The sequence below is a fragment of the Ralstonia insidiosa genome (assembly GCF_008801405.1).
Classification (GTDB): domain Bacteria; phylum Pseudomonadota; class Gammaproteobacteria; order Burkholderiales; family Burkholderiaceae; genus Ralstonia; species Ralstonia insidiosa.
The window spans coordinates 625,707-651,710 of record NZ_VZPV01000001.1 but is presented as its reverse complement, the minus strand read 5'-3'; the positions used below and the strand labels follow the sequence as shown (position 1 = coordinate 651,710).

27 protein-coding genes and 1 pseudogene are annotated in these 26,004 nt (G+C 65.4%); 15 read left to right on the top strand and 13 right to left on the bottom strand.

Features of this window, described 5'->3' with window-relative positions; all coding sequences use genetic code 11:
* Window positions 1-25: 25 nt before the first annotated feature.
* The 4 genes from F7R11_RS03135 to F7R11_RS03120 all read left to right on the top strand — a co-directional run bounded on the left by F7R11_RS03135 (window position 26) and on the right by F7R11_RS03120 (window position 3,099).
* Window positions 26-535 carry a MarR family winged helix-turn-helix transcriptional regulator gene (locus tag F7R11_RS03135; protein WP_064801113.1) on the top strand — a complete coding sequence of 170 codons (510 nt, stop codon included), beginning with the start codon at window positions 26-28 and terminating at the stop codon, window positions 533-535.
* Window positions 536-634: 99 nt separating this feature from the next.
* Entirely contained in the window at window positions 635-1,009 is a 375-nt protein-coding gene (locus tag F7R11_RS03130) for a signal peptidase (protein WP_390624357.1), read from the top strand.
* Window positions 1,010-1,100: 91 nt separating this feature from the next.
* Window positions 1,101-1,868 carry a YdcF family protein gene (locus F7R11_RS03125; RefSeq protein WP_064801112.1) on the top strand — a complete coding sequence of 256 codons (768 nt, stop codon included), beginning with the start codon at window positions 1,101-1,103 and terminating at the stop codon, window positions 1,866-1,868.
* Between the two features lie 322 nt (window positions 1,869-2,190).
* Window positions 2,191-3,099, top strand: a complete 909-nt coding sequence (locus F7R11_RS03120; protein WP_021196828.1) for a prohibitin family protein — start codon at window positions 2,191-2,193, stop codon at window positions 3,097-3,099.
* Window positions 3,100-3,167: 68 nt separating this feature from the next.
* Here F7R11_RS03120 and argC read toward each other — a convergent pair whose 3' ends face one another.
* Both argC and F7R11_RS03110 read right to left on the bottom strand, forming a co-directional pair.
* A complete protein-coding gene (argC, locus tag F7R11_RS03115) occupies window positions 3,168-4,181 on the bottom strand; it encodes an N-acetyl-gamma-glutamyl-phosphate reductase (protein WP_064801111.1) in 1,014 nt (337 codons plus the stop codon).
* 124 nt (window positions 4,182-4,305) lie between these two features.
* Window positions 4,306-5,091 carry an exodeoxyribonuclease III gene (locus tag F7R11_RS03110; protein ID WP_064801110.1) on the bottom strand — a complete coding sequence of 262 codons (786 nt, stop codon included), beginning with the start codon at window positions 5,089-5,091 and terminating at the stop codon, window positions 4,306-4,308.
* A 32-nt stretch (window positions 5,092-5,123) separates the two neighbouring features.
* On the opposite strand from F7R11_RS03110, the gene pyrE reads away from it, so the two are divergent.
* Window positions 5,124-5,801 carry an orotate phosphoribosyltransferase gene (gene pyrE / locus F7R11_RS03105; RefSeq protein ID WP_021196831.1) on the top strand — a complete coding sequence of 226 codons (678 nt, stop codon included), beginning with the start codon at window positions 5,124-5,126 and terminating at the stop codon, window positions 5,799-5,801.
* A 125-nt stretch (window positions 5,802-5,926) separates the two neighbouring features.
* Here pyrE and F7R11_RS03100 read toward each other — a convergent pair whose 3' ends face one another.
* The 4 genes from F7R11_RS03100 to F7R11_RS03085 all read right to left on the bottom strand — a co-directional run bounded on the left by F7R11_RS03100 (window position 5,927) and on the right by F7R11_RS03085 (window position 9,543).
* Window positions 5,927-6,754 carry a polyphosphate kinase 2 family protein gene (locus F7R11_RS03100; protein WP_064801109.1) on the bottom strand — a complete coding sequence of 276 codons (828 nt, stop codon included), beginning with the start codon at window positions 6,752-6,754 and terminating at the stop codon, window positions 5,927-5,929.
* 61 nt (window positions 6,755-6,815) lie between these two features.
* Entirely contained in the window at window positions 6,816-7,694 is an 879-nt protein-coding gene (gene dapF / locus F7R11_RS03095) for a diaminopimelate epimerase (protein ID WP_064801108.1), read from the bottom strand.
* Between the two features lie 89 nt (window positions 7,695-7,783).
* Entirely contained in the window at window positions 7,784-8,677 is an 894-nt protein-coding gene (locus F7R11_RS03090; RefSeq protein WP_021196834.1) for a lipid A biosynthesis lauroyl acyltransferase, read from the bottom strand.
* A gap of 17 nt (window positions 8,678-8,694) precedes the next feature.
* The gene (locus tag F7R11_RS03085) at window positions 8,695-9,543 is read right to left on the bottom strand and encodes a lysophospholipid acyltransferase family protein (protein WP_064801107.1); all 849 of its coding nucleotides are present in this window, start codon (window positions 9,541-9,543) and stop codon (window positions 8,695-8,697) included.
* Between the two features lie 247 nt (window positions 9,544-9,790).
* Between F7R11_RS03085 and metK the strand changes: the two genes are divergently transcribed.
* Window positions 9,791-10,981, top strand: coding sequence for a methionine adenosyltransferase (gene metK / locus F7R11_RS03080; RefSeq protein WP_064806104.1), 1,191 nt, complete (start codon window positions 9,791-9,793; stop codon window positions 10,979-10,981).
* A gap of 70 nt (window positions 10,982-11,051) precedes the next feature.
* On the opposite strand, the gene F7R11_RS03075 is transcribed toward metK, so the two are convergent.
* The 3 genes from F7R11_RS03075 to F7R11_RS03065 form a co-directional block, all read right to left on the bottom strand.
* On the bottom strand, window positions 11,052-11,345 hold the full coding sequence (locus F7R11_RS03075) for a GYD domain-containing protein (protein WP_021196837.1): 294 nt from the start codon (window positions 11,343-11,345) through the stop codon (window positions 11,052-11,054).
* Window positions 11,346-11,594: 249 nt separating this feature from the next.
* Window positions 11,595-12,197: a hypothetical protein gene (locus F7R11_RS03070; protein WP_231973135.1), complete on the bottom strand. Its 603-nt coding sequence runs from the start codon at window positions 12,195-12,197 to the stop codon at window positions 11,595-11,597.
* The gene (locus F7R11_RS03065) at window positions 12,178-12,807 is read right to left on the bottom strand and encodes a hypothetical protein (protein WP_064801106.1); all 630 of its coding nucleotides are present in this window, start codon (window positions 12,805-12,807) and stop codon (window positions 12,178-12,180) included. Before F7R11_RS03065 ends, F7R11_RS03070 begins: the two co-directional genes overlap by 20 nt.
* A gap of 224 nt (window positions 12,808-13,031) precedes the next feature.
* Between F7R11_RS03065 and F7R11_RS03060 the strand changes: the two genes are divergently transcribed.
* Window positions 13,032-13,910 carry an AraC family transcriptional regulator gene (locus F7R11_RS03060; protein ID WP_231973133.1) on the top strand — a complete coding sequence of 293 codons (879 nt, stop codon included), beginning with the start codon at window positions 13,032-13,034 and terminating at the stop codon, window positions 13,908-13,910.
* A 117-nt stretch (window positions 13,911-14,027) separates the two neighbouring features.
* Complete coding sequence (locus tag F7R11_RS03055; RefSeq protein WP_064801105.1) at window positions 14,028-15,203, top strand: HPP family protein; 1,176 nt, start codon at window positions 14,028-14,030, stop codon at window positions 15,201-15,203.
* 25 nt (window positions 15,204-15,228) lie between these two features.
* Here F7R11_RS03055 and F7R11_RS03050 read toward each other — a convergent pair whose 3' ends face one another.
* Both F7R11_RS03050 and F7R11_RS03045 read right to left on the bottom strand, forming a co-directional pair.
* Window positions 15,229-15,843 (bottom strand): glutathione S-transferase, encoded by a 615-nt coding sequence (locus tag F7R11_RS03050; RefSeq protein ID WP_064801103.1) that lies wholly within the window; start codon window positions 15,841-15,843, stop codon window positions 15,229-15,231.
* 69 nt (window positions 15,844-15,912) lie between these two features.
* Window positions 15,913-16,818: a LysR family transcriptional regulator gene (locus F7R11_RS03045; RefSeq protein ID WP_064801101.1), complete on the bottom strand. Its 906-nt coding sequence runs from the start codon at window positions 16,816-16,818 to the stop codon at window positions 15,913-15,915.
* Between the two features lie 106 nt (window positions 16,819-16,924).
* Here F7R11_RS03045 and F7R11_RS03040 point away from each other — a divergent pair, with 106 nt between their 5' ends.
* The 4 genes and pseudogenes from F7R11_RS03040 to F7R11_RS27245 all read left to right on the top strand — a co-directional run.
* A complete protein-coding gene (locus F7R11_RS03040) occupies window positions 16,925-17,983 on the top strand; it encodes a polysaccharide deacetylase family protein (protein WP_064801099.1) in 1,059 nt (352 codons plus the stop codon).
* Between the two features lie 64 nt (window positions 17,984-18,047).
* Complete coding sequence (locus F7R11_RS03035; RefSeq protein WP_021196843.1) at window positions 18,048-18,419, top strand: 5-carboxymethyl-2-hydroxymuconate Delta-isomerase; 372 nt, start codon at window positions 18,048-18,050, stop codon at window positions 18,417-18,419.
* A 43-nt stretch (window positions 18,420-18,462) separates the two neighbouring features.
* Window positions 18,463-19,809, top strand: a complete 1,347-nt coding sequence (locus tag F7R11_RS03030) for an MFS transporter (protein WP_315853986.1) — start codon at window positions 18,463-18,465, stop codon at window positions 19,807-19,809.
* A gap of 115 nt (window positions 19,810-19,924) precedes the next feature.
* Window positions 19,925-20,097 (top strand): annotated as a pseudogene (locus F7R11_RS27245) (sigma factor); the annotation flags it as partial.
* Window positions 20,098-20,204: 107 nt separating this feature from the next.
* Here F7R11_RS27245 and F7R11_RS03020 read toward each other — a convergent pair.
* Window positions 20,205-20,720, bottom strand: coding sequence for a GNAT family N-acetyltransferase (locus tag F7R11_RS03020; RefSeq protein WP_064801095.1), 516 nt, complete (start codon window positions 20,718-20,720; stop codon window positions 20,205-20,207).
* Window positions 20,721-20,918: 198 nt separating this feature from the next.
* Between F7R11_RS03020 and F7R11_RS03015 the strand changes: the two genes are divergently transcribed.
* Window positions 20,919-22,526, top strand: a complete 1,608-nt coding sequence (locus F7R11_RS03015) for a lactonase family protein (protein ID WP_064801093.1) — start codon at window positions 20,919-20,921, stop codon at window positions 22,524-22,526.
* 80 nt (window positions 22,527-22,606) lie between these two features.
* Here F7R11_RS03015 and F7R11_RS03010 read toward each other — a convergent pair whose 3' ends face one another.
* Window positions 22,607-24,241 carry an acyl-CoA synthetase gene (locus F7R11_RS03010; RefSeq protein WP_064801091.1) on the bottom strand — a complete coding sequence of 545 codons (1,635 nt, stop codon included), beginning with the start codon at window positions 24,239-24,241 and terminating at the stop codon, window positions 22,607-22,609.
* Between the two features lie 218 nt (window positions 24,242-24,459).
* Between F7R11_RS03010 and F7R11_RS03005 the strand changes: the two genes are divergently transcribed.
* Window positions 24,460-25,158, top strand: coding sequence for a Crp/Fnr family transcriptional regulator (locus F7R11_RS03005; protein WP_064801089.1), 699 nt, complete (start codon window positions 24,460-24,462; stop codon window positions 25,156-25,158).
* A 121-nt stretch (window positions 25,159-25,279) separates the two neighbouring features.
* Window positions 25,280-25,951, top strand: coding sequence for a hypothetical protein (locus F7R11_RS03000; RefSeq protein WP_064801087.1), 672 nt, complete (start codon window positions 25,280-25,282; stop codon window positions 25,949-25,951).
* Window positions 25,952-26,004: the final 53 nt, after the last annotated feature.

Sequence of the window (26,004 nt, the reverse complement as noted above, 5' to 3'; positions counted from 1 at the left end):
TCGAAATACTAGGACGAGGTTTTCGATGGGTCAAGGTGATCCCACACCCACACAAGGGGGACCGATGGACGGCATCCTCGCGCAATGGCGGCGCGAGCGCCCGGACGTCGACGCGAGCCCCATGGCCGTCTGCGGCGAGGTCTGGCGCGCTGGCGAGCGGCTGCGCCAGGGCGTGATTGCCAATATCGCCAGCGCCGACTTGGACATGGCCGGCTTTGACGTACTGCTCACGCTGCGCCGCAATGGCCGCGAACAGGCGCTGTCGCCCTCCGCGCTGGCCAAGGACATGATGCTGTCCACCTCCGCCATGACCAACCGGCTCGACCGGTTGGAAAAGCGCGGCCTGATCGCCCGCAAGACCGATCCGGAAGACCGGCGCGGGCTGCAGATCGTGCTCACCGACGACGGTTTCGCCTTGGTCGACGGGCTGGTCGCCTCGCATGTAGAGACGGAGGAGCGGATGCTCTCGGCGCTGAGCCAGGCCGAGCGGGCGATGTTGCGGGAGTTGCTGGGGAAGATTGGCGGAGCCGACTGAGGGGCGGCACCGTAATTTCCCGCAACACAAACCTCAAACTCCCCACCCGCATCCGGCGCCACAATCCGGGCATCGCTCCCGCCTGATTGCCGACCGCTCATGCAGCCCATGCTCCGCACCACCCTCCTCCCCCTGGCCTGCGCTGCCGCGCTCGTTGCGGCGCTGCCGCCGCCGGCCGTTGCCCAGACAACATCTGCACCGGCTGAAGACACCGAAGCGCTGCACAACATCCAGAGCAACTTCGCCCACATGACACCACCGCCACGCTCAGTGGAGTCCATCAACAAAGACCTGCAGCAAACCAAGGCTGCACCGGTCAACCGCCAGGGCGGCGGACGCGGTGGCAAGGGCCGGATGCGTCAGCAACAACAGCAGGACAACACCAGCCCCGACACCAAGCCGCAGGCGGCGCAAGACGTGCCCGCACCGTCAGCCAATCCGCAGCCTTCTGCCGCACCGGCAACAACCCCGTAAGAAGATGGGTCGCACGGCCGGCCATTCCTCTTTACGATGGCACCTCGTGCACGCGCGTGGCGTGCCCTGATGTGCTGGATGGGAGAAACCTGTGAGCCTGGCCGTGCTGTGTGTGCTGGTAATCGTGGCGATGGTGTGCGCGGCGCGTGCACGGCGCCGGGCTGCGCGCACGCTGACGGCGCTCTGCGTGGTGTTGGTGGTGGCCATCGGCTGTGGGCCGGTGCCGGCCTGGCTGCTCGATTCCCTGGAAAAGCCGTTCGAGAACGAGCCGCAGATCAGTTGGGGCGCGCGCAACGCCATCGTGCTGCTGGGTGCGGGCACCTTCCGCATCGGCAAGACGGTGGAGCCTGGCCTCTTCTCGTATCCGCGCATCGTGGAGGCCGTGCAGTTGTACCAGGCCTGCCGGAAGGCGAGCGCCGGAACGAACGGCGAATGCAAGATCCTCGTGAGCGGCGGTGATGCACGCCACCACGGCGAACCCGAAGCGACGGTCTATCGCCACGAGATCGTCGCACTCGGCGTCAACAGCGACGACGTGCTCATGGAGCCCAAGAGCATGAACACGTGGCAGAACGCGCAGTTCTCGCGCGCGGCGCTGGCCGACTACGCGCCAGATCGCACGCTGCTGGTGTCTTCCGCCATCCACCTGCGGCGCAGCCTGCTGTATTTCGCGCACTTCGGCATGACGCCGATTCCCGTGCGCGCCGATGATCTGCAGGCCACCGCATCGCCGTTGCCGATGGCGTACAACTTTGCGCTGATGGACTACGCGCTGCACGAGTGGATCGGCATCGCGCGCTATCACGTGTACAACGCGCTCGGCTGGAATCCGGAACGCATCCATCCGGGCCAAGCCTGACCCCACTGCACCATTCGCGCATTTGAAGCACGGCTCTAGCGCTCGTGCTTGAGCCACAAAATAGGCAGCAAAATTCCGGCGCCGACCTATACTTTGTGCATCGCAACATCCGAGTTTTGCAATGCGCCACCTCGGTCGTATTGACGCTCACCACCGCATCACCATTGGCAAGCTCGCTTGCCACCACCCGCCCACCGGGCGCGGCCATCCCTGACGGGAATCGCTGACGATTCCTGCGCCAGCAGCAGACGTCTGCACTAGCAGTACGTCCGCCCCGCCAGCCAACACCTCAGAAGCAAACCAACAAGCAAGGGGAACCCTCATGCCTCAAGTCACGGCAAGCAAACTGCCGGTCAAACTGCTCGCGTTCGTCTTTGGCGCCATTGCGGCGCTGGTGATCGCGCGGACCTTCCTGCTGAACTGGCAGATCATTCCGCCCGGCTATACGGGCATCAAGATCAACCGGCTGGTCGATCGCGGCATCTCGCGCGAGAACGTCGTCACCGGCTTCGTGTTCTACAACCCGGTGCAGACGGTCATCATCCAGTACCCGACCTTCGTGCAACGCGTCGTCTGGACACAGGACCTGAACGAAGGCCGGCCGATGAACGAAGAGCTGACCTTCAACACCAAGGACGCCGTGCCCGTGAACGTGGACGTGGCTGTCTCGTACCAGCTCGACCGCGACAAGGTACCGGCGTTCTACACCAACTTCCGCGCCGACCATATCGAAAGCTTTACGCACGGCTATCTGCGCGATACGGCACGTAACGTGATCGTCGCCATCGGCTCGGAATACAACTTTGATGATGTGAACGGCGCGAAGAAGGAGGAGTTTGTCGCACGACTGACCAACGAGCTCGACGCGCGACTCACGCCGCTGGGCGTGTCGATCAAGCAGTTCGGCATCGTCGGTTCGCTGCGCCCGCCGCGCGCGTTGCTGGATGCCGTGAGCGCCAAGACCAAGGCCATCCAAGACGCCATCCGCACCGAAAACGAAGTGCGTTCTGCCCAGGCCGAGGCCAAGAAGAAAGTGGCGATTGCCGAAGGCGAAGCCGCCGCCAACCACGCGCTGGCTTCATCGCTGGATGACCGCCTGCTGGCGTGGGAACGCCTGAAGTTGGAGCGTGCCGCCATCGAGAAGTGGAACGGCGTGACGCCGAGTGTGATGGCGGGTGGCAATGGCGGCAGCATGCTGTTCAACATCCCGGCGACGGGGCAGAACCACTAACGCGCAAGCCAACGCACCAAAGAAAAACGCGCCCGAAGGCGCGTTTTTCACATCGGTTCAACCGGTGATCAGCTTGCGAAACCCGGAGCGGCTTCGCGCACGGCATGCTCGGCGCCCGCAGCGGGAATCGGCGCTTCCACGTGCAGGCTGGTCGCCTCATCCACGCCCAGATGCACGTTCATGCATTGCACCGCGGCGCCGGCTGCGCCCTTGCCCAGATTGTCCAGGCGGGCGGTGACGACCATGCGCTCATCCGAGCCGAACACGAACAGATCGGCGCGGTTGGTGTCGTTGGCGCCCTGCACGTCGAAGAAGCCGTTGTCGAGCGTCGCGACATTGTCGGCCGGCGCCACGCGGATGAACTGCTCACCCTGGTAGTAGTCGGCCAACACCTTGGCGACATCCGCGGGGCTCACCTTGCGTGCCAGGTGCTGCGGGTGCAGGCCGATCGTCACGGCCAGGCCCTTGAAGAAGTTGCCGACCACCGGCGTGAAGATCGGCGGCAGGCTCAGCTTGCTCTGCACGCGCATCTCCGGCAGGTGCTTGTGCGCCAGCGCCAGCGCGTACGGGCGCGGGCTGTCGAGCTTCGGGTTATTGGCGGCGAGGTAGTCGGCAATCATCTGCTTGCCGCCACCGCTGTAGCCGGTGAGCGAGAACGCGGTGACTGGGTAGTCGGCCGGCACGATGCCCGCCTCCACCAGCGGGCGCATCAGCAGCACGAATGCGCTGGCGTGGCAGCCCGGCACGGCGATGCGCTTGGTGTTGCGCAGGCGCTCACGCTGGCCCTTGTTCAGCTCGGGCAGGCCATAGACCCAGTTGTCGTCCGTGCGGAACGCGGTGCTGGCGTCGATGATGCAGGTGTTCGGGTTGTTGACCAGCGACACGGCCTCGCGCGAGGCGACGTCTGGCAGGCACAGGAATGCGACATCGGCGGCATTCAGGAATTTGGCGCGCTCGGCCGAATCCTTGCGCTTGTCTTCGGCGATGCGCAGCAGCTCGATATCGTCACGTTGCGACAGATAGTCGAGCAAGCGAAGGCCGGTGGTGCCTTCCTGACCGTCGACGAAAACCTTGAATGCCATGGCGATCTCGCTAAAAAAACTGGAGCAGAAAAAAACGCCGGCACTCGCCGGCACGTGAGTTTTGCATTGTAGCGGCTGCCGAAGAAATTTCTGCGGCAGCGCAACAACGTGATGCTTATGCCACTTACCAGTGCACGGGCGCGTCGTAATCGACGGTGAGCGGCGCGTGATCACTGAACTTGATGTCCTTGAACACCGACGTGCGGCGCGCCGTGGCGGCAATGCCCGGCGTGGCGATCTGGTAATCGATCCGCCACCCGACGTTCTTTGCGTAGGCCTGGCCACGGTTGCTCCACCACGTGTACTGCTCGGGGCGCTGGTCCAGCGTGCGAAACACATCCACGTAGCCGACCTCGTCGAACAGCTTGGTCAGCCAGGCGCGCTCTTCGGGCAGGCAGCCGGAGTTCTTCTGGTTGCCCTTCCAGTTCTTGATGTCGATTTCCTTGTGGACGATGTTGACGTCGCCGCACAGCACGACCTCGCGGCCCTTTTCGTGGCGCAAGTCCTTCAGGTGATCCATGAACAGATCCATGAAGCGGAACTTTGCCTGCTGGCGCTCTTCGCCACTGGAGCCCGACGGCACGTAGACCGAGATGATCGACAGCTTGCCGTAGCGCGCTTCAACGTAGCGGCCTTCGGCATCGAACTCGCCGTTATCGAAGCCGATGATGACCTCGTCCGGCTTGTGGCGCGTGTAGATACCCGCGCCGCTGTAGCCCTTCTTCACCGCGTGCTGGAACACGCCGTGGTAACCGTGCGGGGCCAGGAATTCGGGCGTCATGTCGTCTTGCGCGCATTTCAGTTCCTGCACGCAGACGAAATCGGCGTCCTGCTTGCCCATCCAGTCGAAAAAGCCTTTGCTGGAGGCGGAGCGAACGCCGTTGAGGTTGGCGGAAATGATGCGTAACATGGCGGGACTTTTTTGCAGACCAGAGAAAAAAGATGAGCCAAAACAGCGAGTTGCGCCAATCCTTCATCCGCTTTGCGGTGGAAGCAGGCGTGCTGTCGTTCGGGGAATTCGTGACCAAGGCGGGGCGGACGTCGCCCTATTTCTTCAACGCCGGCAAGTTCGCAAACGGCGGACTGTTAGGCCAAGTCGCGCAATTCTATGCGAAAACCCTGCTGGACTCGGGCGTCGAGTTCGACATGCTGTTCGGGCCGGCTTACAAGGGCATCACGCTGGCATCGGCCACTGCCGTGGCGCTGGCGGGCATGGGCCGCGATGTGGGTTTTGCGTACAACCGCAAGGAAGCCAAGGACCACGGTGAAGGCGGCAGCCTGGTCGGCGCGAAGCTGCAAGGGCGCGTGGTGATCGTTGATGACGTGATCTCGGCCGGCACCTCGGTGCGCGAGTCGGTGGAGCTGATTCGCGCGGCGGGCGCCACGCCGGCGGCAGTGCTGATCCTGATGGATCGGATGGAGCGCAGCGGCAATGCTGTGGATATCGGCGAGCGCTCTGCGGTGCAGGATGTGCAAGCCCAATACGGCATGCCGGTTGTGTCGATTGCGAACCTGGACGACTTGCTGGGGTATCTGGATGGCGCTGGTGATCCGGCGCTGGCGGGGTATCGCGAGAAGGCTGCGGCGTATCGGGATAAGTACGGCGTTAGCGCAATTTGAACGCTTGATGTTGTGAAAAACCCCGGTGAATGTTGTTCGCCGGGGTTTTGTTTTTCTGGTTTTTCCTTTGTTCAATCCCATGCCGGGGATGGACCACCAAAGCCCAACCCCGCCATACCCAATCCCTACTCGATCTTCAAAGCCTCAAAAGCCGGATTCCCCTCAGGATATTCCGGCTTCATCCCCTCCAGCACCTGCAACAAAATCTCCGCCACCATCAAATTCCGGTGCGTCTTGGAATCCGCCGGCACCACATACCAAGGTGCGCCAGGCGTGGCCGTGGCATTGATGGCCGCCTCATAGGCATCCATGTAGTCATCCCAGAACTTGCGCTCCGAGATGTCGGCAGGGTCGAACTTCCAATGCTTGTGCGGATCGTCGATGCGCTCCTGCAGTCGCTTGCGCTGTTCGTCCTTGGAGATGTGCAGAAAGCATTTGACGATGGTTGTGCCGGTCTCGACCAGCATCTGCTCGAACGCGTTGATATGCCCGTAGCGGCGCCTGCATTCATCCGCATCGATGTCGCCGTGCACGCGCGTGATGAGCACGTCTTCGTAGTGGCTGCGGTTGAAGATGACGATCTCGCCGCGTGCAGGCGCCTGGGCGTGTACACGCCAGAGGTAATCGTGTGCCAGCTCCAGCGGCGTCGGCGCCTTGAAGCCGATCACGCGCAACCCCAACGGGTCCATGGCGCGGAACACGCTGCGCACGGTGCCATCCTTGCCGGAGGTATCCATGCCCTGCAGGATCACCAGCACCTTGCGGCGGTGCTCGGCGTAAAGGATGTCCTGCAGCGTATCGAGCCGCGCGCCAATCTCGGCCAGGCGCTCCTGGTCAGTGGCCTTGCCGCCGGTTGACAACGGTTTGATCCCCGCATCCGCCTTGGCGATCTTGAACTTGCTGCTGCCGTCGTAACGCCACTCGTCGATCAGGGTCTTGCCGTTCGATGCCATGGAATCTCCTTGTTGTTATGGCGGCTGCAGTCGTGACGCCCGCAGTTGGGCGCTCGGCTTGTCAGTGCGCAGCGGTCAGCTTCAATGCATCCAGATCCAGCGTGCCTTCAAAGACGGTCGTCGCGGGGCCAGTCATCATCACCGGCTCGCCCTCGCCCGCCCAGGCGATGGTCAGGTCGCCGCCATGCGTGGCTACCTTGACGGGCGAATCGATCAGGCCACGGCGGATACCCGCCACCACGGCCGCGCAGGCGCCGGTGCCGCAGGCAAGCGTCTCGCCCGCACCGCGCTCATACACGCGCAGGCGGATGGCGTGACGATCGACGATCTGCATGAAGCCCGCATTCACGCGGCGCGGAAACACGGCGTGTGATTCGATCAGCGGACCGTCTTCCAGCACGGGGAAGGCCTCGGTGTCGTCCACCACTTGCACCGCGTGCGGGTTGCCCATTGATACTGTCGACAGCCACTCGGTGCGGCCGTTGATCTGCAGCGCGTGCAGCGTGTCGCGGCCTTCGGTGCGCGTGGGCAAGCCCTCGGGTAGGAACGGCAGACGCGCGGCTTCGAAGACGGGCGCGCCCATGTCGACGGTCACCCGGCCATCGTCCTGCATCGTGAGCGTGGCGATGCCGTTCATGACTTCCACGCGCACGGTGCGCTTGTCGGTCAACCCCCGGTCGGTGACGAACTTCACGAAGCAGCGCGCACCGTTGCCGCAGTGCTCCACCTCGCCACCGTCGTGGTTGAAGATGCGATAGCGGAAATCGACATCCGGGCGTGTCGAGCGCTCGACCAGCAAGAGCTGGTCTGCCCCCACGCCAAAGTGGCGATCAGCAATGGCGGCCCATTGCTCAGGGGTGAAGTCGATCGGGGTCTGGATGCCGTCGAGCACGACAAAGTCGTTGCCCGCGCCGTGCATCTTGGTGAAGTGCAGTTTCACGGTGGTAGGCCGCCCAAGGTGACCCAGGCGGCGGTGAGCGTTCGGAAAACGCCCATTCTAAAGCGAGCCGGGCCGGCCCGCCCCGGGCGTCAATAAATGCCAGGCATGCCTTCCGGGCGGTGCTTGAAGCGCTTGTGCACCCAGTAGTACTCGGTAATACGCGGGCGGATGGCGTCTTCAAAGAAGGCGTTCATGCGACGCGTGTCGGCGGTCAGGTCGCCGGTGGGGTAGTTCTCCCACGCGGGCAGGATGCGCAGCGCGTAGCCTTCGTAGTTCGGCAGGATCTCGGTGTACATCGGGATGACCTTGGCGCCGGTCATCGACGCCATGCGCGGGATGGCGTTGAGCGTGAGCGCGGGCACACCAAAGAATGGCACGAACTCCGAGTCGCGCTCGCCGAAATCCATGTCGGAGATCAGCTGCAGTGCCTCGCCGCGCTTGATGGTCCGCATGATCTGGCGGATGTTTTCGTTGCGCGACACCATGGTCGCGCCGAAGCGGCTGCGCAGCGCCTTCACGGCATCATCCAGCGCCGGGTTGGCCATGCGCGTGTACAGCGAGCAGCCCGCATTGCCGGTGTTCGTACGCAGATATTCCGTCAGCGCCAGTGCGCCGATCTCCACACCCGACAGGTGCAGCGTGACGAGAATATGCGGCTGGCCATGCAGCGCCGGCAGGTTGGCCTGATCGTCGATCTTGACCACGCGCATCAGGCGCTTCTCTGACGCGAACCACGCGAACGAGCGCTCGGCAAAGCTGCGGAAGACCTTGCGGAAGACCTCGTGCGCCATCGCTTCGCGTTCCGCATCGGATTTCTCCGGGAAGCACGCCTTGAGGTTGGCCAACACCACACGGCGGCGGCCATTGGGAATGCGGTACAGCAGCCCGCCCAGCCCCTCGCCAAAGCGGGCGACGAAGCTGTAGGGCAGGAAGGACAGCAGCCATAGAAAGCCGAGTCCGAGTTTGGCAGTGAAACGTTCCATAAAGTGCAGCAGTCTCGTCAGGCAGCGGGCGGAGCGTCCGCGCCCTTGGGGTGCTTGTAGCGGTTATAGCCCCACAGATATTGCGTCGGTGCCACGGCAATCAACTGCTCGATGGCGGCATTGATGCGGGTGGCGGCTTGCGTTGCGTCTTCAGGCAAATCGCCGATGTCCTGCACGTGCAGGCGATAGCCGCCGCCGCGCGGCAGGCGCTCGGCAAACAATGCGACCACAGGCGCACCCGTCAGCCGGTGCAGGCGGTGCACCAGCGTCATCGTATAGGCGGGCTTGCCGAAGAACGGCGCCCACACACCTTCGCCACCCGTGGGGGTCTGATCAGGCAGGATGCCGATGGCCTCGCCGCGCTTGAGTGCGCGCACCAGCATGCGCACGCCGCGCGGGTCGGCCGGCGCCATGGACATGTTCGGTCCCGCGCGCATAGTCTCGATCCAGTTGCGCAGGCTTGCCTTGTGCGGCGGCTTGAAGAGCGACGTGACGGGATGCTCACGCGCATAGGCCTGCGGCAGCACTTCGAAACAGCCCAGGTGCGGCGTCAGGAAGATCAGACCGCGCCCATCTGCGAGCGCACGCTCGATGATCGGTCGGCAGACGTTGAACAAGTGCGGAGCAACATCCGCCCCGTTCTTGCGCACCCAGAAATACGGCATCTCGAAGACCATGCGGCCGGCAGAGCGGGCCGCCTCCTTGAGCATGGCGGGCGTGGCGTCCGGATAGGCGTGACGGAAGTTGGCGATCAGCCGATCGTGATAGCGGCCGGGCACTCTGGCGGCCAGCGCTCCCAGCCAGCCGCCCAACGCCTGCAGCACTGACAGGGGCAAGCGTGAAAACAGCCAGAACAGGAAGGTCATGCGTGCGGTCGCAGCAATGTGTTGGTCGCAGTCGACAGAGGAGCAGGGTCTTGGGCAGCCCGTGCTGCGGCCCCAAAAAGTGCCGCGTATAATAGCGCGATTCGCCGAGTTAACTGACAACTTGCGGGGCGAATCCTTGTCGGGCCACAAACCTGGGCAAGGTTACTAAATACCGCTAAAGCGTCGCCGGCCGTGGCTCAAACGGATGGCGCGTAATAGCAAGTTCGCCATTCTGGAGCTTACAGCCGTGTCAAACGACTTCCTCTTCACCTCGGAATCCGTCTCCGAGGGCCATCCCGACAAGGTCGCCGACCAGATTTCCGACGCCATCCTGGACGCCATCCTCGCCCAGGACAAATATGCGCGCGTCGCAGCAGAAACGCTGTGCAACACCGGTCTGGTGGTGCTGGCGGGTGAAATCACCACGTCGGCCAATGTCGACTACATCCAGGTTGCGCGCGAAACCATCAAGCGCATCGGTTACGACAACACCGACTACGGCATCGACTACAAGGGCTGTGCCGTGCTCGTCGCTTACGACAAGCAATCGCCGGATATCGCCCAGGGCGTCGACCGCGCATCGGACGACTACCTGAACCAAGGCGCCGGTGACCAGGGCCTGATGTTCGGCTACGCGTGCGATGAAACGCCCGAGCTGATGCCCTTCCCGATCTACTACGCACACCGCCTGGTCGAGCGCCAGTCGCAACTGCGCCGCGACGGCCGCCTGCCCTGGCTGCGCCCGGACGCCAAGTCGCAGGTGACGGTGCGCTATGTGGACGGCAAGCCGCACAGCGTGGACACCGTGGTGCTGTCGACCCAGCACGCGCCGGAGATGTCGCAAGAAGCCATCCGCGAAGCCGTGATCGAAGACATCATCAAGCCGGTGCTGCCCTCGCACATGCTGGCCGACACCAAGTATCTGGTGAACCCGACCGGCCGCTTCGTCATCGGCGGCCCGCAGGGTGACTGCGGCCTGACCGGCCGCAAGATCATCGTCGACACGTACGGCGGCGCAGCCCCGCACGGCGGCGGCGCGTTCTCGGGCAAGGACCCGTCGAAGGTCGACCGCTCGGCAGCGTACGCTGCACGCTACGTGGCCAAGAACGTGGTGGCCGCCGGTCTGGCGCGCCAGTGCCAGGTGCAGGTGAGCTACGCGATTGGCGTGGCACGCCCGATCAACATCACCGTGTACACGGAAGGCACCGGCGTGATCCCGGACGACCAGATCGCCAAGCTCGTGCACGAGCACTTCGACCTGCGTCCGAAGGGCATCGTGCAGATGCTCGACCTGCTGCGCCCGGTCTACGAAAAGACGGCTGCCTACGGCCATTTCGGCCGTGAAGAGCCGGAGTTCAGCTGGGAAGCCACCGACAAGGCCCTGCTGCTGCGCGAAGCGGCTGGCCTGAAGGGTGAGCCGGCCAAGGCATTCGCCTGAGCCCGCGTTGCTGCAAAAACGAAACCGCCCTTCGGGGCGGTTTTTTGTTGCGTGTGCAATGACGCCACGCTTACGGGATTTTGCTGAGAATGCCGTTCATCTCATCGGCGGAAAACGCCCGCAGCGTCTGGGAACGGACATTGCCGGCCGAAGCCAGTGCCAGCCCGAACGACGTCATCGCGGCGTCGTCCGGCCCTTCGCAAATCACCACAAGATCGTACTGGCCCAGCGTCCAGTAGGTTTCCCTCATATCGATGCCGGCCGCCTTGGCCAACTCACGGGCCGCGGCGGCCCGTTTGGTGGTGTCCTTGATGGTGCGGATGCCCTGGTCGGTGAAATTCAGCAGGGCCAGAAAAGTTGCCATGGTGCGTCTCCTCATCGGCGGGAGTCCGGGGGGTGCAACATCGCGTGCCGCCGAAACGCGCGGAAGGAAATACGCCGCAATGAACGCGCCATGCAACACCGCATCTGCCACCGCGGGCAGGGAGTCTTGGCGGACACTTGGCCGTGCAGGTCTGCGCAAGCGAAACGGTTTCAGGTGTGATACATCGGCGCGCCCAAAAGAAAACCGCCCCGAAGGGCGGCTTCCTTGCTCACGATGAACGGCAATCGATTACCTGGCAACCGCCGCACGAAATGCGGGATCGTCCAACAAGGTACCGACCAGCTTGCGATAGAGGGCCTCATATTGCCCTGCCGCCTGCGGAATCGCCGAGACCCCGATGAAGGGAGAATCCCACGACGCCTCTGTGCGCAGGGCACGGTCGTAGCGGACCGAACCAGCTCGCGTAACCACGAATCGCGCCGCCAGCGCCGCCTTGCCCATGCCCACCGGCGCCTCGACGGTGCTATCGAGCAGCGTGCCAGTAATCACCGCATCGGAACCCGCATCCAGCAGACCCGCTGACTGCAGTTCCACACGCAACGTCTCCCGCAGGTATTGGGCGAACGAGCCCTCCACCGGCGAGCGCACCATGTTGCTCCGGATGCTGACACCCTTGTCCAGGCTTGCCGACTGCGCAGTATCGAGTGTGAACTTGCCGACCTCGACGGAGCCTATCGCGGGATTGCCTCCACGCAATTTCGCGGCGTTCTCGATGGTCGGTTTCGGTGGGTTCATCGGCATTTCCGCGCAGCCCGCCAACAGCGAAGCAGCCGCCAGCAACGCCACCCATGCCGTGCGCGCCGTACCCGAATCAGTTGAACGCCGTGTCATAGGACAGATCCTTCAGCGCATTGCTGACGACGTCGCGCGTCATCTGTTGGACGGCATCTAACATCGAAGCCGCTTTTTGTACGCCTGCCGGCGGATTGGCATTGCCCATCGTGGTGTGAATGGCGTGACGCGCCGTTTTGACGATCGGGGTAGCCTGCCCCGCTGGCAGATAACTGACCGTGCAGATGTAGCCATCAGTGACCGCACTGCCCGCCAGACCGAAAGTCAGCCCCGTAACAAAACCCTTGGCCCCAGGGTTGTCCGTGAGCGGCACGTTGTTCAGCGTGACATTGAGCATGCTTACGTTTGGCGTCGGGTCGGTCGCAACCTTCGAGAACAAGCCGGCATCGACCACTTCCTTGGCGACGGTGTCCTTCAGCAGCGTAGTGGCACGCGGGTTGGGCGCCCCTTTGGTCTGGAACTCAAACACCAGTTGCACGGGTTTCGGATCGGCGACCTTTTTCATCTCCGAGGCAGGAACCAGCTTGGTCGCTGTGTCAACGTAAGTGCTTGCGCACCCCGTCAGCAGCGCCGCGCCAACCAGCGCCGAAGCCATGACAATGCGGCGCACCAAAGCTCCGCCCCCAAACCTACTGTTGTTGTTTTGCATACCCTGTTTCTTCTGTGTGGTTGTTTTGGATACGTCGGTACGGGCAGCCTGCGCATTGTCTCGGCCCGCCAGACGGCGCCCCGAGAAGGGCTTAGGGATGCTATCAGAGTGATGTGCGCGCCGCGCCCCTTTCAAAGAAGGGTGTGCAAACCAATCGAGCAATTTTTGTCAGGCACGTGCAGCCCCACACCGTTACCGTATCGCCACCCAGGAGCCCTTTCCCATTGACCACCACCGACTACTACCTCGCCCGCATGCGCGCCGTGCTCGCGCACATCGACGCGCATCTAGAGGACGTGCTGGACGTGGATGGACTGGCCGAAGTGGCGGCGTTCTCGAAGTACCACTTCCACCGCCAGTTCACGCTGCTGTTCGGCATGAACGTCGGGCGCTATGTGCAGTTGCTGCGGCTCAAACGTGCCGCGCACCAGCTCGCCTATCGCGACGCGGCGCGCATCACTGACATCGCGCTGGCATGCGGCTACGAGGCGCCGGAGGCCTTTGCGCGTGCGTTCCGCAAGCAGACGGGACAATCGCCGTCGGACTTTCGGGCGGCGCCACAGTGGGGCACCTGGGCCACCGATCTACAGGCGCTGCGCGCCCTCAGGAGCGAACACATGCCCGCACAACCGCAACCCCATGCCGTCGAGATCGTTGAACGCAACGCCGTACCCGTTGCTGCAATCGAGCACTGTGGTGACCCCGCGCGCCTGGGCGAGACCCTCCGCACGTTCATCGCCTGGCGCCGCGCGCACCGGCTGCACCCGTCCGTCTCGGCCACCTACAACATCGTCTACAACAGCCCCGACGATGTGGCACCCGACGATTTCCGCATGGACATCTGCGCCGCCACGCAGGCACCGATCGCCCCCAACGCCGCTGGCGTCACCGCCAAAACGCTGGCCGGTGGCCGCTACGCCGTACTGCGCCACACGGGCTCGGACGACACGCTCGGCCAGAGCGTCGCCACCCTCTATGTCGAATGGCTGCCGGCCAGCGGTGAGGAACCGCGCGATGCGCCGCTGCTGTTCCAGCGCGTGCGCTTCTACCCAGACGTGCCCGAGCACGAGGCCATCACCGACATTCTGTTGCCACTGAAGTGACACGGTGCGCGCCCGCTCGTTATGTCATGGCGTGATATAATTCGCGCCTGCATTTTTCCCGCATATCTGTCTTGGTGAGGCCTGGTCCGGGCAATCGCCGTGCGACCTCGCTTGACCATGTCTGCCCCGCCCGCTTCCCGCGCAACGTCACGCGCCGCATTCGCCCACTGGCTCCACAGCTTCGTCCCTGCACCGGTAACGGTGCGTTGGCGCGAGCGTGTGCGCTCGGCCGTTGGGGCGCTGATCGGCATTTTCTTTACCGGCACGATGATGAAGCTCGTGCCCGGTGCCGCCACGCTGATCCCCTTGCTGGTGGCCCCCATGGGTGCCTCGGCAGTGCTGCTGTTTGCGGTGCCGGCCAGCCCGCTGGCGCAGCCGTGGTCGATCATCGGCGGCAACCTGGTGGCCGCCACGGTGGGCGTGACATGCGCGCTGTTGGTGAAAGACCCGGTGGTGGCCTCTGCGCTGGCGGTGTCGATGGCCATTGCCGGCATGTTTGCGCTGCGCTGTGTGCACCCGCCCTCGGGCGCGGTGGCGTTGACCGCCGTGATTGGTGGGCCGGCCGTGCACGCGCTGGGATACACGTTTGTGCTGGAGCCGATCCTGATCCAGTCAGCGCTGCTGCTGGTGGGCGCGCTGGGGTACCACGCCGCCACGGGCCACCGGTATCCGCACGCGCAACGCCTGCCCGCCGCTGAACGTGCCCCCACCGCTGGGGGCTTCACCCGCGCCGACATCGTCGCCGCGCTGCGCCGCCAGAGCGAGCTGCTCGACATCGCCCCCGACGACATCGAAGCCGTGCTGCGCGAGATGCAGCTGCAGGCCCAGGAAGAGAAACTGCGCCGCACCTTCCACGCGCTCACCTGCGCCGACATCATGTCGCAGCCGGCGATTGCCGCCACACCCGGCACGTCGATCCCGCGGGCGTTGCAACTGCTGCGCCAGCACAACATCAAGGCGCTGCCGGTGGTGGATGCGGGGCAGCGCGTCATCGGCATCGTCACGCGTGCGGATTTGCTCGGCCTGAACCCGCGTGATTTCCGCCAGACGCTGCGCCATTGGTTCAGCATCGGCGCGCTCACCCCGCCGCGCGTGGCCGACCACATGAAGACGCATGTGCAGACCATTGCCGCCACCGCGCCCATGTCCGACCTGGTGCCGCTGTTTGCCAGCGCCGGGCACCATCACATTCCGGTGGTGGATGCCGAGGGCCGGCTGGCCGGCATCATTACTGAATCAGACTTGGTGGGCGGGCTGTACCGTCAGGCGACGATCCAGCCGCAGGCCGCCTGAGCGGCCCGCTGATTCACGCAATCCATCACTCCGCGTCGATCGGCCACGCGCGAAACACCTCCAGCTGCTCCGCCGCGGCCGACAACGCCGTCACGCGCGGGTAGCTCGCCGCTGGCACGCGGTCCGGCACCATCAACTGGATAAAGCCCCAGGCCACGGCGGTCGTCACACCGGCTTGCGTCAGCGCGCTCGCATCCGCAGGCAGCGGCGCATCCTTCCACTCCGCTTCCAGCGCGTCGAGCGCGGCGTGCAGTTGACCGTGCACGCGGTCCACCCACGGCGCATGCACCTTCTCGGTCGGGCGCAGGTTGTGTTCGTAGACGATCTGCATCGCCTTCTCACACGCGGCCAATGCCAGTCCGATGACACGCAACGCGTGCTGACGCGCAGGCAGCGCGGCAGGCATCAGGCTGCGGCCGGCCAGCGTCTCGGCATAGTCGATGATGAGCGTGGAATCGATTAGCACGGTGCCGTCATCGCACACCAGCGTGGGCGCCTTCACCACCGGGTTGATCTCGTGAAAGCGGTCGAAATGCCGGAAGACCGACACCGACGCATGCTCGAACGACAGGCCGAGCAGCTTGAGCGAAATGGCGGTACGGCGGACGTAGGGCGAATCAAGCATGCCGATCAGCTTCATGGGGTCTCCTGGGTGGGGCGATGCGTGGGTGTGCAAAAGAACGCTCATGATAGGGCGCCTGCGCCGTCCTCACAGCGCATCCCAACGCCAGGCCTGCTGCAGCCGATCCCGTACGTAGTCGACAAACACGCGCACACGCGGCGCAAGGTGCTGGCTGTGCGGATAGATGGCATGCAGCGGTGCGGCCGACACGGCATGCCCCGGGAGCACCCGCACCAGACGCCCGGCCAGCAGATCGTCGCCCACATCCCAGATGGATTTGACGGCAATGCCCGCACCTTCGGCCGCCAGCGTATGCGCGGCCTCGCCATCGTTGGTGACAATGGACGCGGTGACGCGCACGGTGTGCGCTTCGCCCTCGCCACTGAAGTGCAGGTCGGTACGGCGCTGGTCACCGATCAGGATGCAGCGATGCCGCACCAGGTCTGACGGATGCACGGGCGCGCCATGTTCGGCCAGGTAGGCCGGCGAGGCGCACAGCACGCGAAAGTTGGGCGCCAGCGGCCGCGCGATCAGCGTGGAGTCGGTCAGGGCGCCAAAGCGGATCGCCATGTCGTAACCGCTGTCGATCAGGTCGACCACCGCATCGGTCAGCTCAAGCTGCACGCTCAGTTGCGGATGCTCGCGCTGAAACGCCGCCACGATGGGCGCAATGCGCCGCCGCCCCAGCTGGCCCGGCGCCGTCACGCGCAGCAGGCCAGTCACGGCCTGGCGCCGCTGCATCAGCAATGCCTCGGCCTGATCGATTTCATCCAGGATGCGTACCACGCGGCTGTGAAACAACGCGCCCTCTTCGGTCAGCGTCTGGCGGCGGGTGGTGCGCTGGATCAGGCGCACACCCAGTGCCGCTTCGAGTTGTGCCAGCCGCTTGCTGACCACGGACAGCGGCAGGTCCATCTCACGCGCCGCCGCCGACAAACTGCCGGCCGAGACGATACGGGCAAACGAAATGAGCGCGGGCAAGTTGTCGAGCATGAGGAGATTCTTCGCAATCAGGAAAGGATGTTTCCTATTGGCAGCGGTATTTCCGCGATTTCGCGAAGACTAGCATGCGTCGGTCTTTCACGTTCCTGCCTGTGCCATGACTCGATTGCCTGATGCCCGCCCCTCCACCGACGCCAGCGTCGATACCCCTGCCACCCCGACAGACGCGGGCCGCCGCACCTTTCTCGCGCGTGCCGGAACCGGAGCGGGCGCGCTGGCTGCCGGTGCGCTACTGGCCGGCAACGCCGCTGCGCAGCCGCGTCAAGGCGGCGCCCCAGCCGCCACGACCGCTTCGGCTTCCGGCCAGTTCTGGCCAAATGGCATCCGCCTGGTCATCTCCATCTCGATGCAGTTCGAGGCCGGCGGCCAGCCGCCCAAGGGCACCGATAGCCCGTTTCCGAAGATCGACTTTCCGGCCAGCATGCCGTCCGACCCAGCCACCAACACGTGGTTTGCCTACGGCTACCGCGAGGGCATCCCGCGCATGCTGGACCTGTGGGACCGCCACGGCGTGAAAGTGACCTCGCACATGATCGGCGAGGCGGTGCAACGGCATCCCGAGCTGGCGCGCGAGATCGTGGCACGTGGCCATGAAGCCGCCGCGCACGGCCCACGCTGGAGTTCGCAATACGCCATGACGCGTGCTCAGGAGCGCGCCTTCCTGAGCGAGGCCGTCACCATGGTCGAGGCGGTGACGGGCCAGCGCCCGGTGGGCTACAACTGCAACTGGCTGCGACGCGGCCCCAACACACTGTCGCTGCTGCAGGAGCTGGGCTACCTCTACCACATCGATGATCTCAGCCGGGACGAGCCCTTCATCGAGCAGGTCAACGCCCGCGACTTCGTGGTCGTGCCCTACACGCTGCGCAATAACGACATCCTGCTGGTGGAAGGCCGCAACTATTCGCCATCGGCGTTCCTGGAGCAGATCAAGCTGGACTTCGACCAGCTCTACGAAGAGGCCGGCGCGCGCCGCCGCATGATGTCGATCAGCGCGCACGACCGCATCAGCGGCACACCGCAGATGGTGCGCGCGTGGGATGCCTTCCTGCGCTACGCCAAGCAACACCCCGGCGTGGCCTTCCTGCGCAAGGACGAGATCGCCCGCTATGCGGCCACAAGCCCGCTGACCGTGCGCGAGCAGGAAACCCTCTGAAGCCGGCGCGGCGGGCAACGCAGCACGCCCGCCCCTCTGCCTGACGCCTCCCCCGCGCACTGCCATGCCCCATATCGTGATCGAAGCGACCGAGCCGCTGGCACGTCGCCTGGACTTCCCCGCGCTGCTGCAAACGATCCACCGCCAGTTGGCCGATAGCGGCAGCGCGCGGCTGCATGACCTCAAGAGCCGCGTGCACATCACCAACACGTTCCTGGCCGGCGACGATGCGCAGGCCCAGTTCATCGTGGCCCGGCTGGTGCTGACCAACCCGCGCTCGGCCGAGCTGCAGCACAGCATGGCCCTCGTCATCCACAACGTGCTGCGCGACGCCATTGCAGCCGACGCGCCGCCCGGCTGGTGGCAATGCTGCGTGCTGGTGGAAACGCTCGAACGGGCGCTGTACCAGAAGACCGACTCCCGCGCGCCGGGCTAGCTCGCCCCCCGACACCCCACACAACAACATCAAAGGAGACCGCATGAACTCGCACCCGCACGCCGGTGCGCTGGCCCAGCCCGCGCCCGCTGCCCCCTCAATGCCTGGCACCACGCCGGCGGATCCGGCACTCGAGGGCATCTATCGCCGCATCGGCTGGCGGCTGATGCCGATCCTGCTGCTGGCCCAGGTGCTGGCCTACCTGGACCGCGTCAACATCGGCACGGCCAAGCTGCAAATGGCAGCTGACCTGAGCCTGAGCGCCACCGCCTACGGGCTGGGGGCGGGCATCTTCTTCCTCGGCTATTTCATCTTCGAGGTGCCCAGCAACATGCTGCTGCACCGGCTGGGCGCACGCACCTGGATCGCGCGGATCATGGTGTCGTGGGGGCTGCTGTCGGCAGCCATGGGCTGGGTGCAAAGCACGACCGGGTTCTATGTGCTGCGCTTCCTGCTGGGCGTGGCGGAAGCCGGCTTCTTTCCGGGCGTCGTGCTGTATCTCACCTACTGGTTTCCGGCGCACCGGCGGGGCCGCATGACCACATTGTTCATGAGCGCCACGGCGGTGGCGGGCATCGTGGGCGGCCCGTTGTCGGGCTGGATCCTGGCGGCATTTGACGGGCACCTTGGGCATGCGGGCTGGCGCTGGATGTTCGCGCTGGAGGGCCTGCCCTCCGCGCTGGTGGGCGTGCTGGCGTTCTTCCTGCTGCCGAGCCGGCCGCGCGATGTGCGCTGGCTCGATACCGACGCGCTGGCACGCCTGGAGGCCGATCTCGCGCAGGCGGCACCACCCCAGGCACGCGTGCACCGCGCGGCAGACATCCTCAATGGCACGGTACTGCTGTTCGCGCTGATCTACTTCCTGCTGCTTGCGGGCCTGTACGGCGTGAGTTTCTGGCTGCCGAGCGTGATTCGCGCGGCAGGCATCGCCAGCACTGTCACGGTGGGCTGGCTGAGCGCCGTGCCATACGCAGCCGCCATGGTGGCCATGAACCTCGTGGCGCGGCAGGCAGACCGCCGCCGCAACTGGGGCACGCTGGTGGGCACCAGTGCACTGGTCGCGGGCGTGGGCTTCTGCGTGAGCGCGCTCATGGTTGACCAGTTGGTGCCCGCCATGGCGGCACTGACGATCGCCTCGGCGGGCATCCTGTCAGCGCTGCCGCTGTTCTGGAACCTGCCGACCGCGCGGCTAGACGGCATGGCTGCCGCAGCGGGCATCGGCTTCATCAACGCCATCGGCAACCTGTCTGGCTTTGTCAGCCCATTTGCCATCGGCTGGCTGACGGACAAGACGCACACAGCGACCGCCGGCGTGGGCCTGCTGGGCGCATCGGCCATGCTCGCCGGCGCGCTGACGCTGATGTACGGGCGGCAAACGCGCCGGCACTGAGCGCAGCCCCGGACGACACGGTGCGTGGGCGGAAAGCGGCATACCATCAAGCCCTGTCACAACCCCCCGTGCCTGTCCGTCTAGGAAATAACCTCCCTGGACGACACACCGCACCATGACCGCGCCCACGCGCTCACCCATCCGCACCACCAGCCTGGACACGGCCTTCACCGCGGCCCGCCCCGCCTGTTTGCGCTTGCCTACCGCATGCTCGGCACGCACGCCGATGCCGAAGACGTGCTGCAGGACGCGTGGATTCGCTGGCATCAGGCAGCCCCATCCGCACTGTGCTGGGCCGAGCTGGTGTCGCACACGCCGGCCGCCGACCCGAGCGATGAAGAGATCTCCGCGCTGAGCTTTGTGACCGTCACCATCACCAGCTGTCACCGGTTGAACTACAGGAAGCGCACCATCAATATTTCATCCGCGTAACCACCGGCCGACTTGAGCGCACGCGGCTCGATGCCATAGGTTTCAAAACCGCAACGCGCGTACAGCGCCAGCGCCGCTGCGTTGCCTTGCACCACCGACAGCGTGAGTTGCTCGACCACACCCGTGGCCGCAACCACGACGCCATCCACCAGGGCCGCCCCCACCCCGCGCCCACGCACCTCGGGCGACACGTAGAAGCCCCACACAAACCCCTTGTGCGCCAGCTTGGCAATGGTCTGCTGCTTAAAGCCGACCATGCCCACGATGCGCGCACCGTCGTACGCCCCCAGCACCGTTGTCGTGGCGAGCCGCTCGGCAAAGGCCGCCTGCGAAAGCCCGGCCTCTGCCTCGCACGTTGAGCCGAAGGCCTCGGGCGAATCCTTGAGCGCGGCCAGGCGGATGGCGCGGTAGTCGGCGACGTCGTCAGCATCAGACGGCGAGAGTTGGCGAAGGGTGATGGTGTTGGCGTTGGTGGACATGACTGTGACTGACCGGGCGAACAACGAGCGGCTTCCAGTATCGCGCCAAACGCTTGCAGGGGCGTGTAACGCATGTCCCTATCCATGCAGCGGAGGGCTTTGTCGGTCAACTGGCCTATGTCGGCGTGTGGCCCCGAGTTTCTATGCTTCGGGAAAGTGCAAGACCACACACACAGCGCAACAAGAACGGGGGGAGCCATGGCCGAGCTATCAATCGCCCAAGGGGAGAACATCGGCAGCGCTGCAGCACAACCGCTGCCGGCGCCAATCCCACCAGCCCACCCCCAATACCCGCATAGCCTGCATGGCGCGGCCTTGGTGATGGCCGCCGCGCTATCGCTCGGGCTCACTGGTTGCGGTGGCGGCGGCGACGATGCCAGCTCCAGCACGACACCGCCGACGAACAACGCCACACCCGCGCCAACACCGGCGCCCACACCGACCCCATCGCCCGCGCCAGCACCAAAGCCGGCCCCCGTACCAGCACCCGCACCAGCGCCGGCACCCGCCCCCACCTACTCAGTGGGCGGCACAGTCAGCGGCCTGAGCGCAGGCAAGACGGTCACACTGCTGGACAACGGCGGTGATGCCGTCGTGGTCAATGCCAACGGCAACTTCCAGTTCCCGACCAAGCTCGCACAGGGCAAGCCATACGCTGCCACGGTGGGCACACGGCCCTCGGGTGAGAACTGCACCGTCACCAACGGCAGCGGCACGGTGGGCACAGCCAACGTGACCACCATTGCCGTGGCCTGCATACTGCGACCGCTGTTCGGCTATGCGGTCAACTCCAACGACGGCACCGTCTCCGCCTTCACGCTGGATGCCACCACCGGCATGCCCACGGTCATCGGCACGACACCGGTAGCGGTGGGGCAAGTGCCCCTGTCGCTCACCATCGACCCCGCGGGCAAGTTTGTGTATGTGGCCAATGCCGTGGACAGCACCATCACCACGCTCTCCATCGACCCGAATACCGGTGTGCTGACGGTGGTGGGCTCGCCCACCACCACGGGCGCGAGCACGACGCCCTATAGCATTGCGCGCACGCCCAACGGCAAGTTTACGTACACGGCCAATTTTGGGAGCAACACGCTCTCGGCGTTCTCGATCAACGCGAGCACGGGTGCGCTCTCGGCCGCGACCAGCATCCCCGCCGGTGCCAACCCGTACACCGTCACCATCAACAGCGCGGGTACCTTCGCCTATGTGGTGAACAACAACAGCGGCGGCACGACCGGGACTGCCATGGCGTTTGCCATCAACAGCAGCACAGGCCTCCTCACGCAGACCGGCAGCACGGTCAACGCCGGCAACTCGCCGGAGTTCATCGCCGTCAACCCGGCAGGCAGCGTTGCCTATGTGGCCAACTCGGGGGACAGCACCATCGGCATTTACAGCATCACCGCCGGTGCATTGGCCGCGACGTCCACAACGGTGTCAACAGGGGCCAACAGCGGCCCGAACTACATCGCGATCTCCCCATCAGGAGGCTTCCTGTACGAGACCAATGTGCTGACCAACAATCTGAACGTGTTCTCGATCAACCCAAGCAACGGTGCGCTTACGCTGGTGCAGACCGTCGATACCACCGCCACGAGCACGGCGAGCAACAGCGTTGGTCATGGGCCCGTCACGGTGCTGCTGAACCCCGCGGGCACCTTCGCCTACGTGGTGAGTGCCATCGACAACTCGGTGACGGCTTACAGCATTAACGCCTCGACGGGCATGCTGACCGCTGTGGCCAACGGCTCGGCGGCCACCGGCAAAATCCCACGCGGGATGGCGATTGTGGCGGTGCCGTGAGGCGGGTCGGGTGACTCAGTCAGGCGGCCGCCCGGAGCCCCTTGCTTGTGCAAGGGGCTTCGTTTTTGAGCGGGCACGTCTCACACATCGATGGCCGCAGTCGACTTCACCTTGCGGCGCAGCTCGTACTTCTGGATCTTGCCGGTCGATGTCTTGGGTAGCGGGCCGAAGAACACCGCCTTCGGCACCTTGAAGTTGGCGAGCAGCGTCTTGCAGTGCAAGATCAACTCTTCCGCCGTGGCGGTGGCGCCGTCCTTGAGTTCGACAAAGGCGCAAGGCGTCTCGCCCCATTTGGCGTCAGGCTGGGCGACCACAGCAGCGGCCAGCACGGCGGGGTGGCGATACAGCGCGTCCTCCACCTCCACGCTGGAGATGTTCTCGCCGCCCGAGATGATGATGTCCTTGCTGCGGTCTTTGATCTTGATGTAGCCGTCGGGCATGCACACGCCCAGGTCGCCGGTGTGGAACCAGCCGCCCGCAAAGGCCTCGCGCGTGGCACGCTCGTTCTTCAGGTAGCCCTTCATGCAGATGTTGCCGCGGAACATGATCTCGCCAATGGTTTCGCCATCGGCAGGCACGGGCTGCAGGGTGTCCGGATCCAGCACCGCCACCTGCGACTGCAGGTGATAGCGCACGCCCTGGCGCGCCTTCATGGTGGCGCGGTCGTGCTCGGGCAGCGTGCGCCATTCGTCTTGTTCTGCGCAGACGGCGGCGGGGCCGTACACCTCGGTCAGGCCGTAGACGTGCGTCAGCTCAAAGCCCATCGCCTCCATCTGCGCCAGCACGGCGGCGGGCGGCGGCGCACCGGCCACCATGCCGCGCACGGGCCCGCGCAGGCCTTCACGCCACGACGGCGGCGCGTTGACCAGCGCGGTGTGCACGATGGGCGCGGCGCAGTAGTGCGTCACGCCTTCATCGCGCATGAGGTCGAACACCACCTTGGGCTCGAACTTGCGCAGGCAGACATTGACACCCGCACGCGCCGCGATCGTCCACGGAAAGCACCAGCCATTGCAGTGGAACATCGGCAGCGTCCACAGATAGACCGGGTGCTTGGGCAGATCCCACTCCAGGATGTTCGACACCGCGTTGATGGCCGCGCCGCGATGGTGATAGACCACGCCCTTCGGGTCACCCGTGGTGCCCGAGGTGTAGTTGAGCGCAATCGCATCCCACTCATCCACCGGCAGTTGCCACGCGTAGTGCGGATCGCCCGAGGCAAGGAAGGACTCGTAGTCGGTCTCGCCAAACGGCTCGGCCTGCGGGCCCAGCGCGTCGTGCACAGCGATCACCTTCAGGCCGGGAATCTCCAGCGCCATCTGCCGGGCCAGGTCAGCAAACTCGGTATCGGCCAGCAGCACGCGCGCCTCGCCATGGCGCAGCATGAAGACGAGGTTGGCGGCATCCAGGCGGATGTTGAGCGCGTTGAGCACCGCCCCGGCCATTGGCACGCCGAAGTGCGCTTCCACCATCGCAGGCGTGTTCGGCAACAGCGCGGCCACCGTATCGCCGCGCCCCACACCCGCCTGCGCCAGCGCACTGGCCATGCGGCGCGCACGGGTATAGGTGTCGCGCCAGTTCTGCCGCACCGAGCCATGCACGATGGCTAGCCGGTCGCCATAGACGTCGGCCGCGCGGGCCAGGAACTCGATCGGGGTGAGGGGAACGAAGTTGGCCGCGTTGCGGGCGAGGCCGGTATCGAAGTCGGTGGGCATGGCTGGGTCTCCGGTGCGGCGGGCACGACGGGCGCTGGGGCCACGGTTGCCGCTGTTGCCGCTGTTGCTTTTAGATGGGCCAACGCTATCATCGGGCAGCTCCCGCACTCTGTCATCCGGATGACAAACCACCCGGAAACCCAAGCCAGACAAAGGCTGACAGGATTCTTACAAAGCGAAGGCGGAGCCCCACGCGCCCTCACCCACCCGCCTTTGCCATGACCGCACCCGACACCCTGTCGCCCACCACGCAGTTGCCGCTCCACGCATGGTTCACCGCGCTGGCGCCCGAACACCAGGCGCTGGCCGCGCGCGAGACCCTGCTCCAGCAGTTCGAGCCCGGCGCCTTCATCGCCCGCCGCGGCGAGCCCTCGCGCTACTGGGTCGGTGTGGACAGCGGCCTCATCAAGCTGGCCGTGTACACCGCCGACGGGCGCGGTTGTACGTTCTCGGGCGTGCCCGAAGGCGGCTGGTGCGGCGAGGGCAGCGTCATCAAGCGCGAAGACCGCCGCTACGACGTCATCGCCATCCGCACCTCGCACGTGCTGCTGGTGCCCGAGCCCGTGTTCAACACGCTGCTCGCGCAGAGCCTGCCGTTTGCCAGCTTCGTGGTCCGCCAGCTCAACGAGCGCATGGGGCAGTTCATCGCCACCGTGCAGAACGACCGGCTGCTCAGCGCCGATGCGCGCGTGGCGCAAGCGATTGCGCAGCTCTTCCACCCCGCCTTGTACCCACGCACGAGCACCGTGCTGGAGCTGTCGCAGGAAGAGATCGGGCTGCTGACGGGGCTCTCACGCCAGCGCGTGAACCAGGCGCTGCGGCGGCTGGCCGAAGCCGGGCTGATCACGCTGTCGTACCAGACCATTCGCGTGACCGATCTGCCAGGATTGCGCCTCTTCGGTCTCTCCGAGTTGTAGTGCAACACCGCGCAGTGTCACCGGAACGACATTGCCCGGGTTGCGCGCAGGCCTAGAATCCTGCAACAGTGGCGGGCCGTTGGTTTGCCCGCTGTTCTCTGCCGTTTCCTGCCGCGCCCCCATGCCGCTCATCAGCCGTGCCCACGTTCGCATCTCGCGCCTGCGCTTTCCCTTTGCGGTGCGCGTGCAGGCCGAGCAGGGCACCGCCTGCCTGCGCGATGCGAATGGCCGGCGCGAGGTGCGCCCGGGTGACCCGTTTGTGGTGCCCGCCTTCGCGCATTTCGGCTGCGAACTGCCGGGCACGCTGTGGCAGCCCAGCGCCATCTCGCTGGTGGCCGTGCCCGATGCCGGTTGCCCGCGCATGGCGGCCATCCACCACGACAAGCCCTGGTCACGCACGCTGGCCAACCTGGTGTTCGAACACCCCGCGCAGGCGTGGAACGCGGCATTGCTGAGCGAGTGCTGGCAGATCGGCCCGCGACAGGTGCGCGCCCGCCTGTTTGCCGAAGGCGAAGCGCTGCTTGCACTGGTACGCGAGCAGCGGGCCGCGCGGGCGCTCTACGCACTGGCCGCGCTGGAAGGGAACACCGCCTGCCCCACCGAGGCGCTGGAACAGCTTGCCCGGCGCACCGGCCTGCGATCTGCCCGCACCTTGCACAACACCTGCGCCAGCCTGTTCGGGGTTGCGCTCAGCCAGCTGATGGCCGCCACCGCTGAAGACACGCACACCGCCGCGCCCATCGGCCCGGCCGCCTGGACCAGCTGGCACGCGCCTGCGGCGCTGACGGCGTAATACCGGCGCCCTGCCGACTGGACTGGGCTCGACTGGACTGGGCCGCGCCCAGC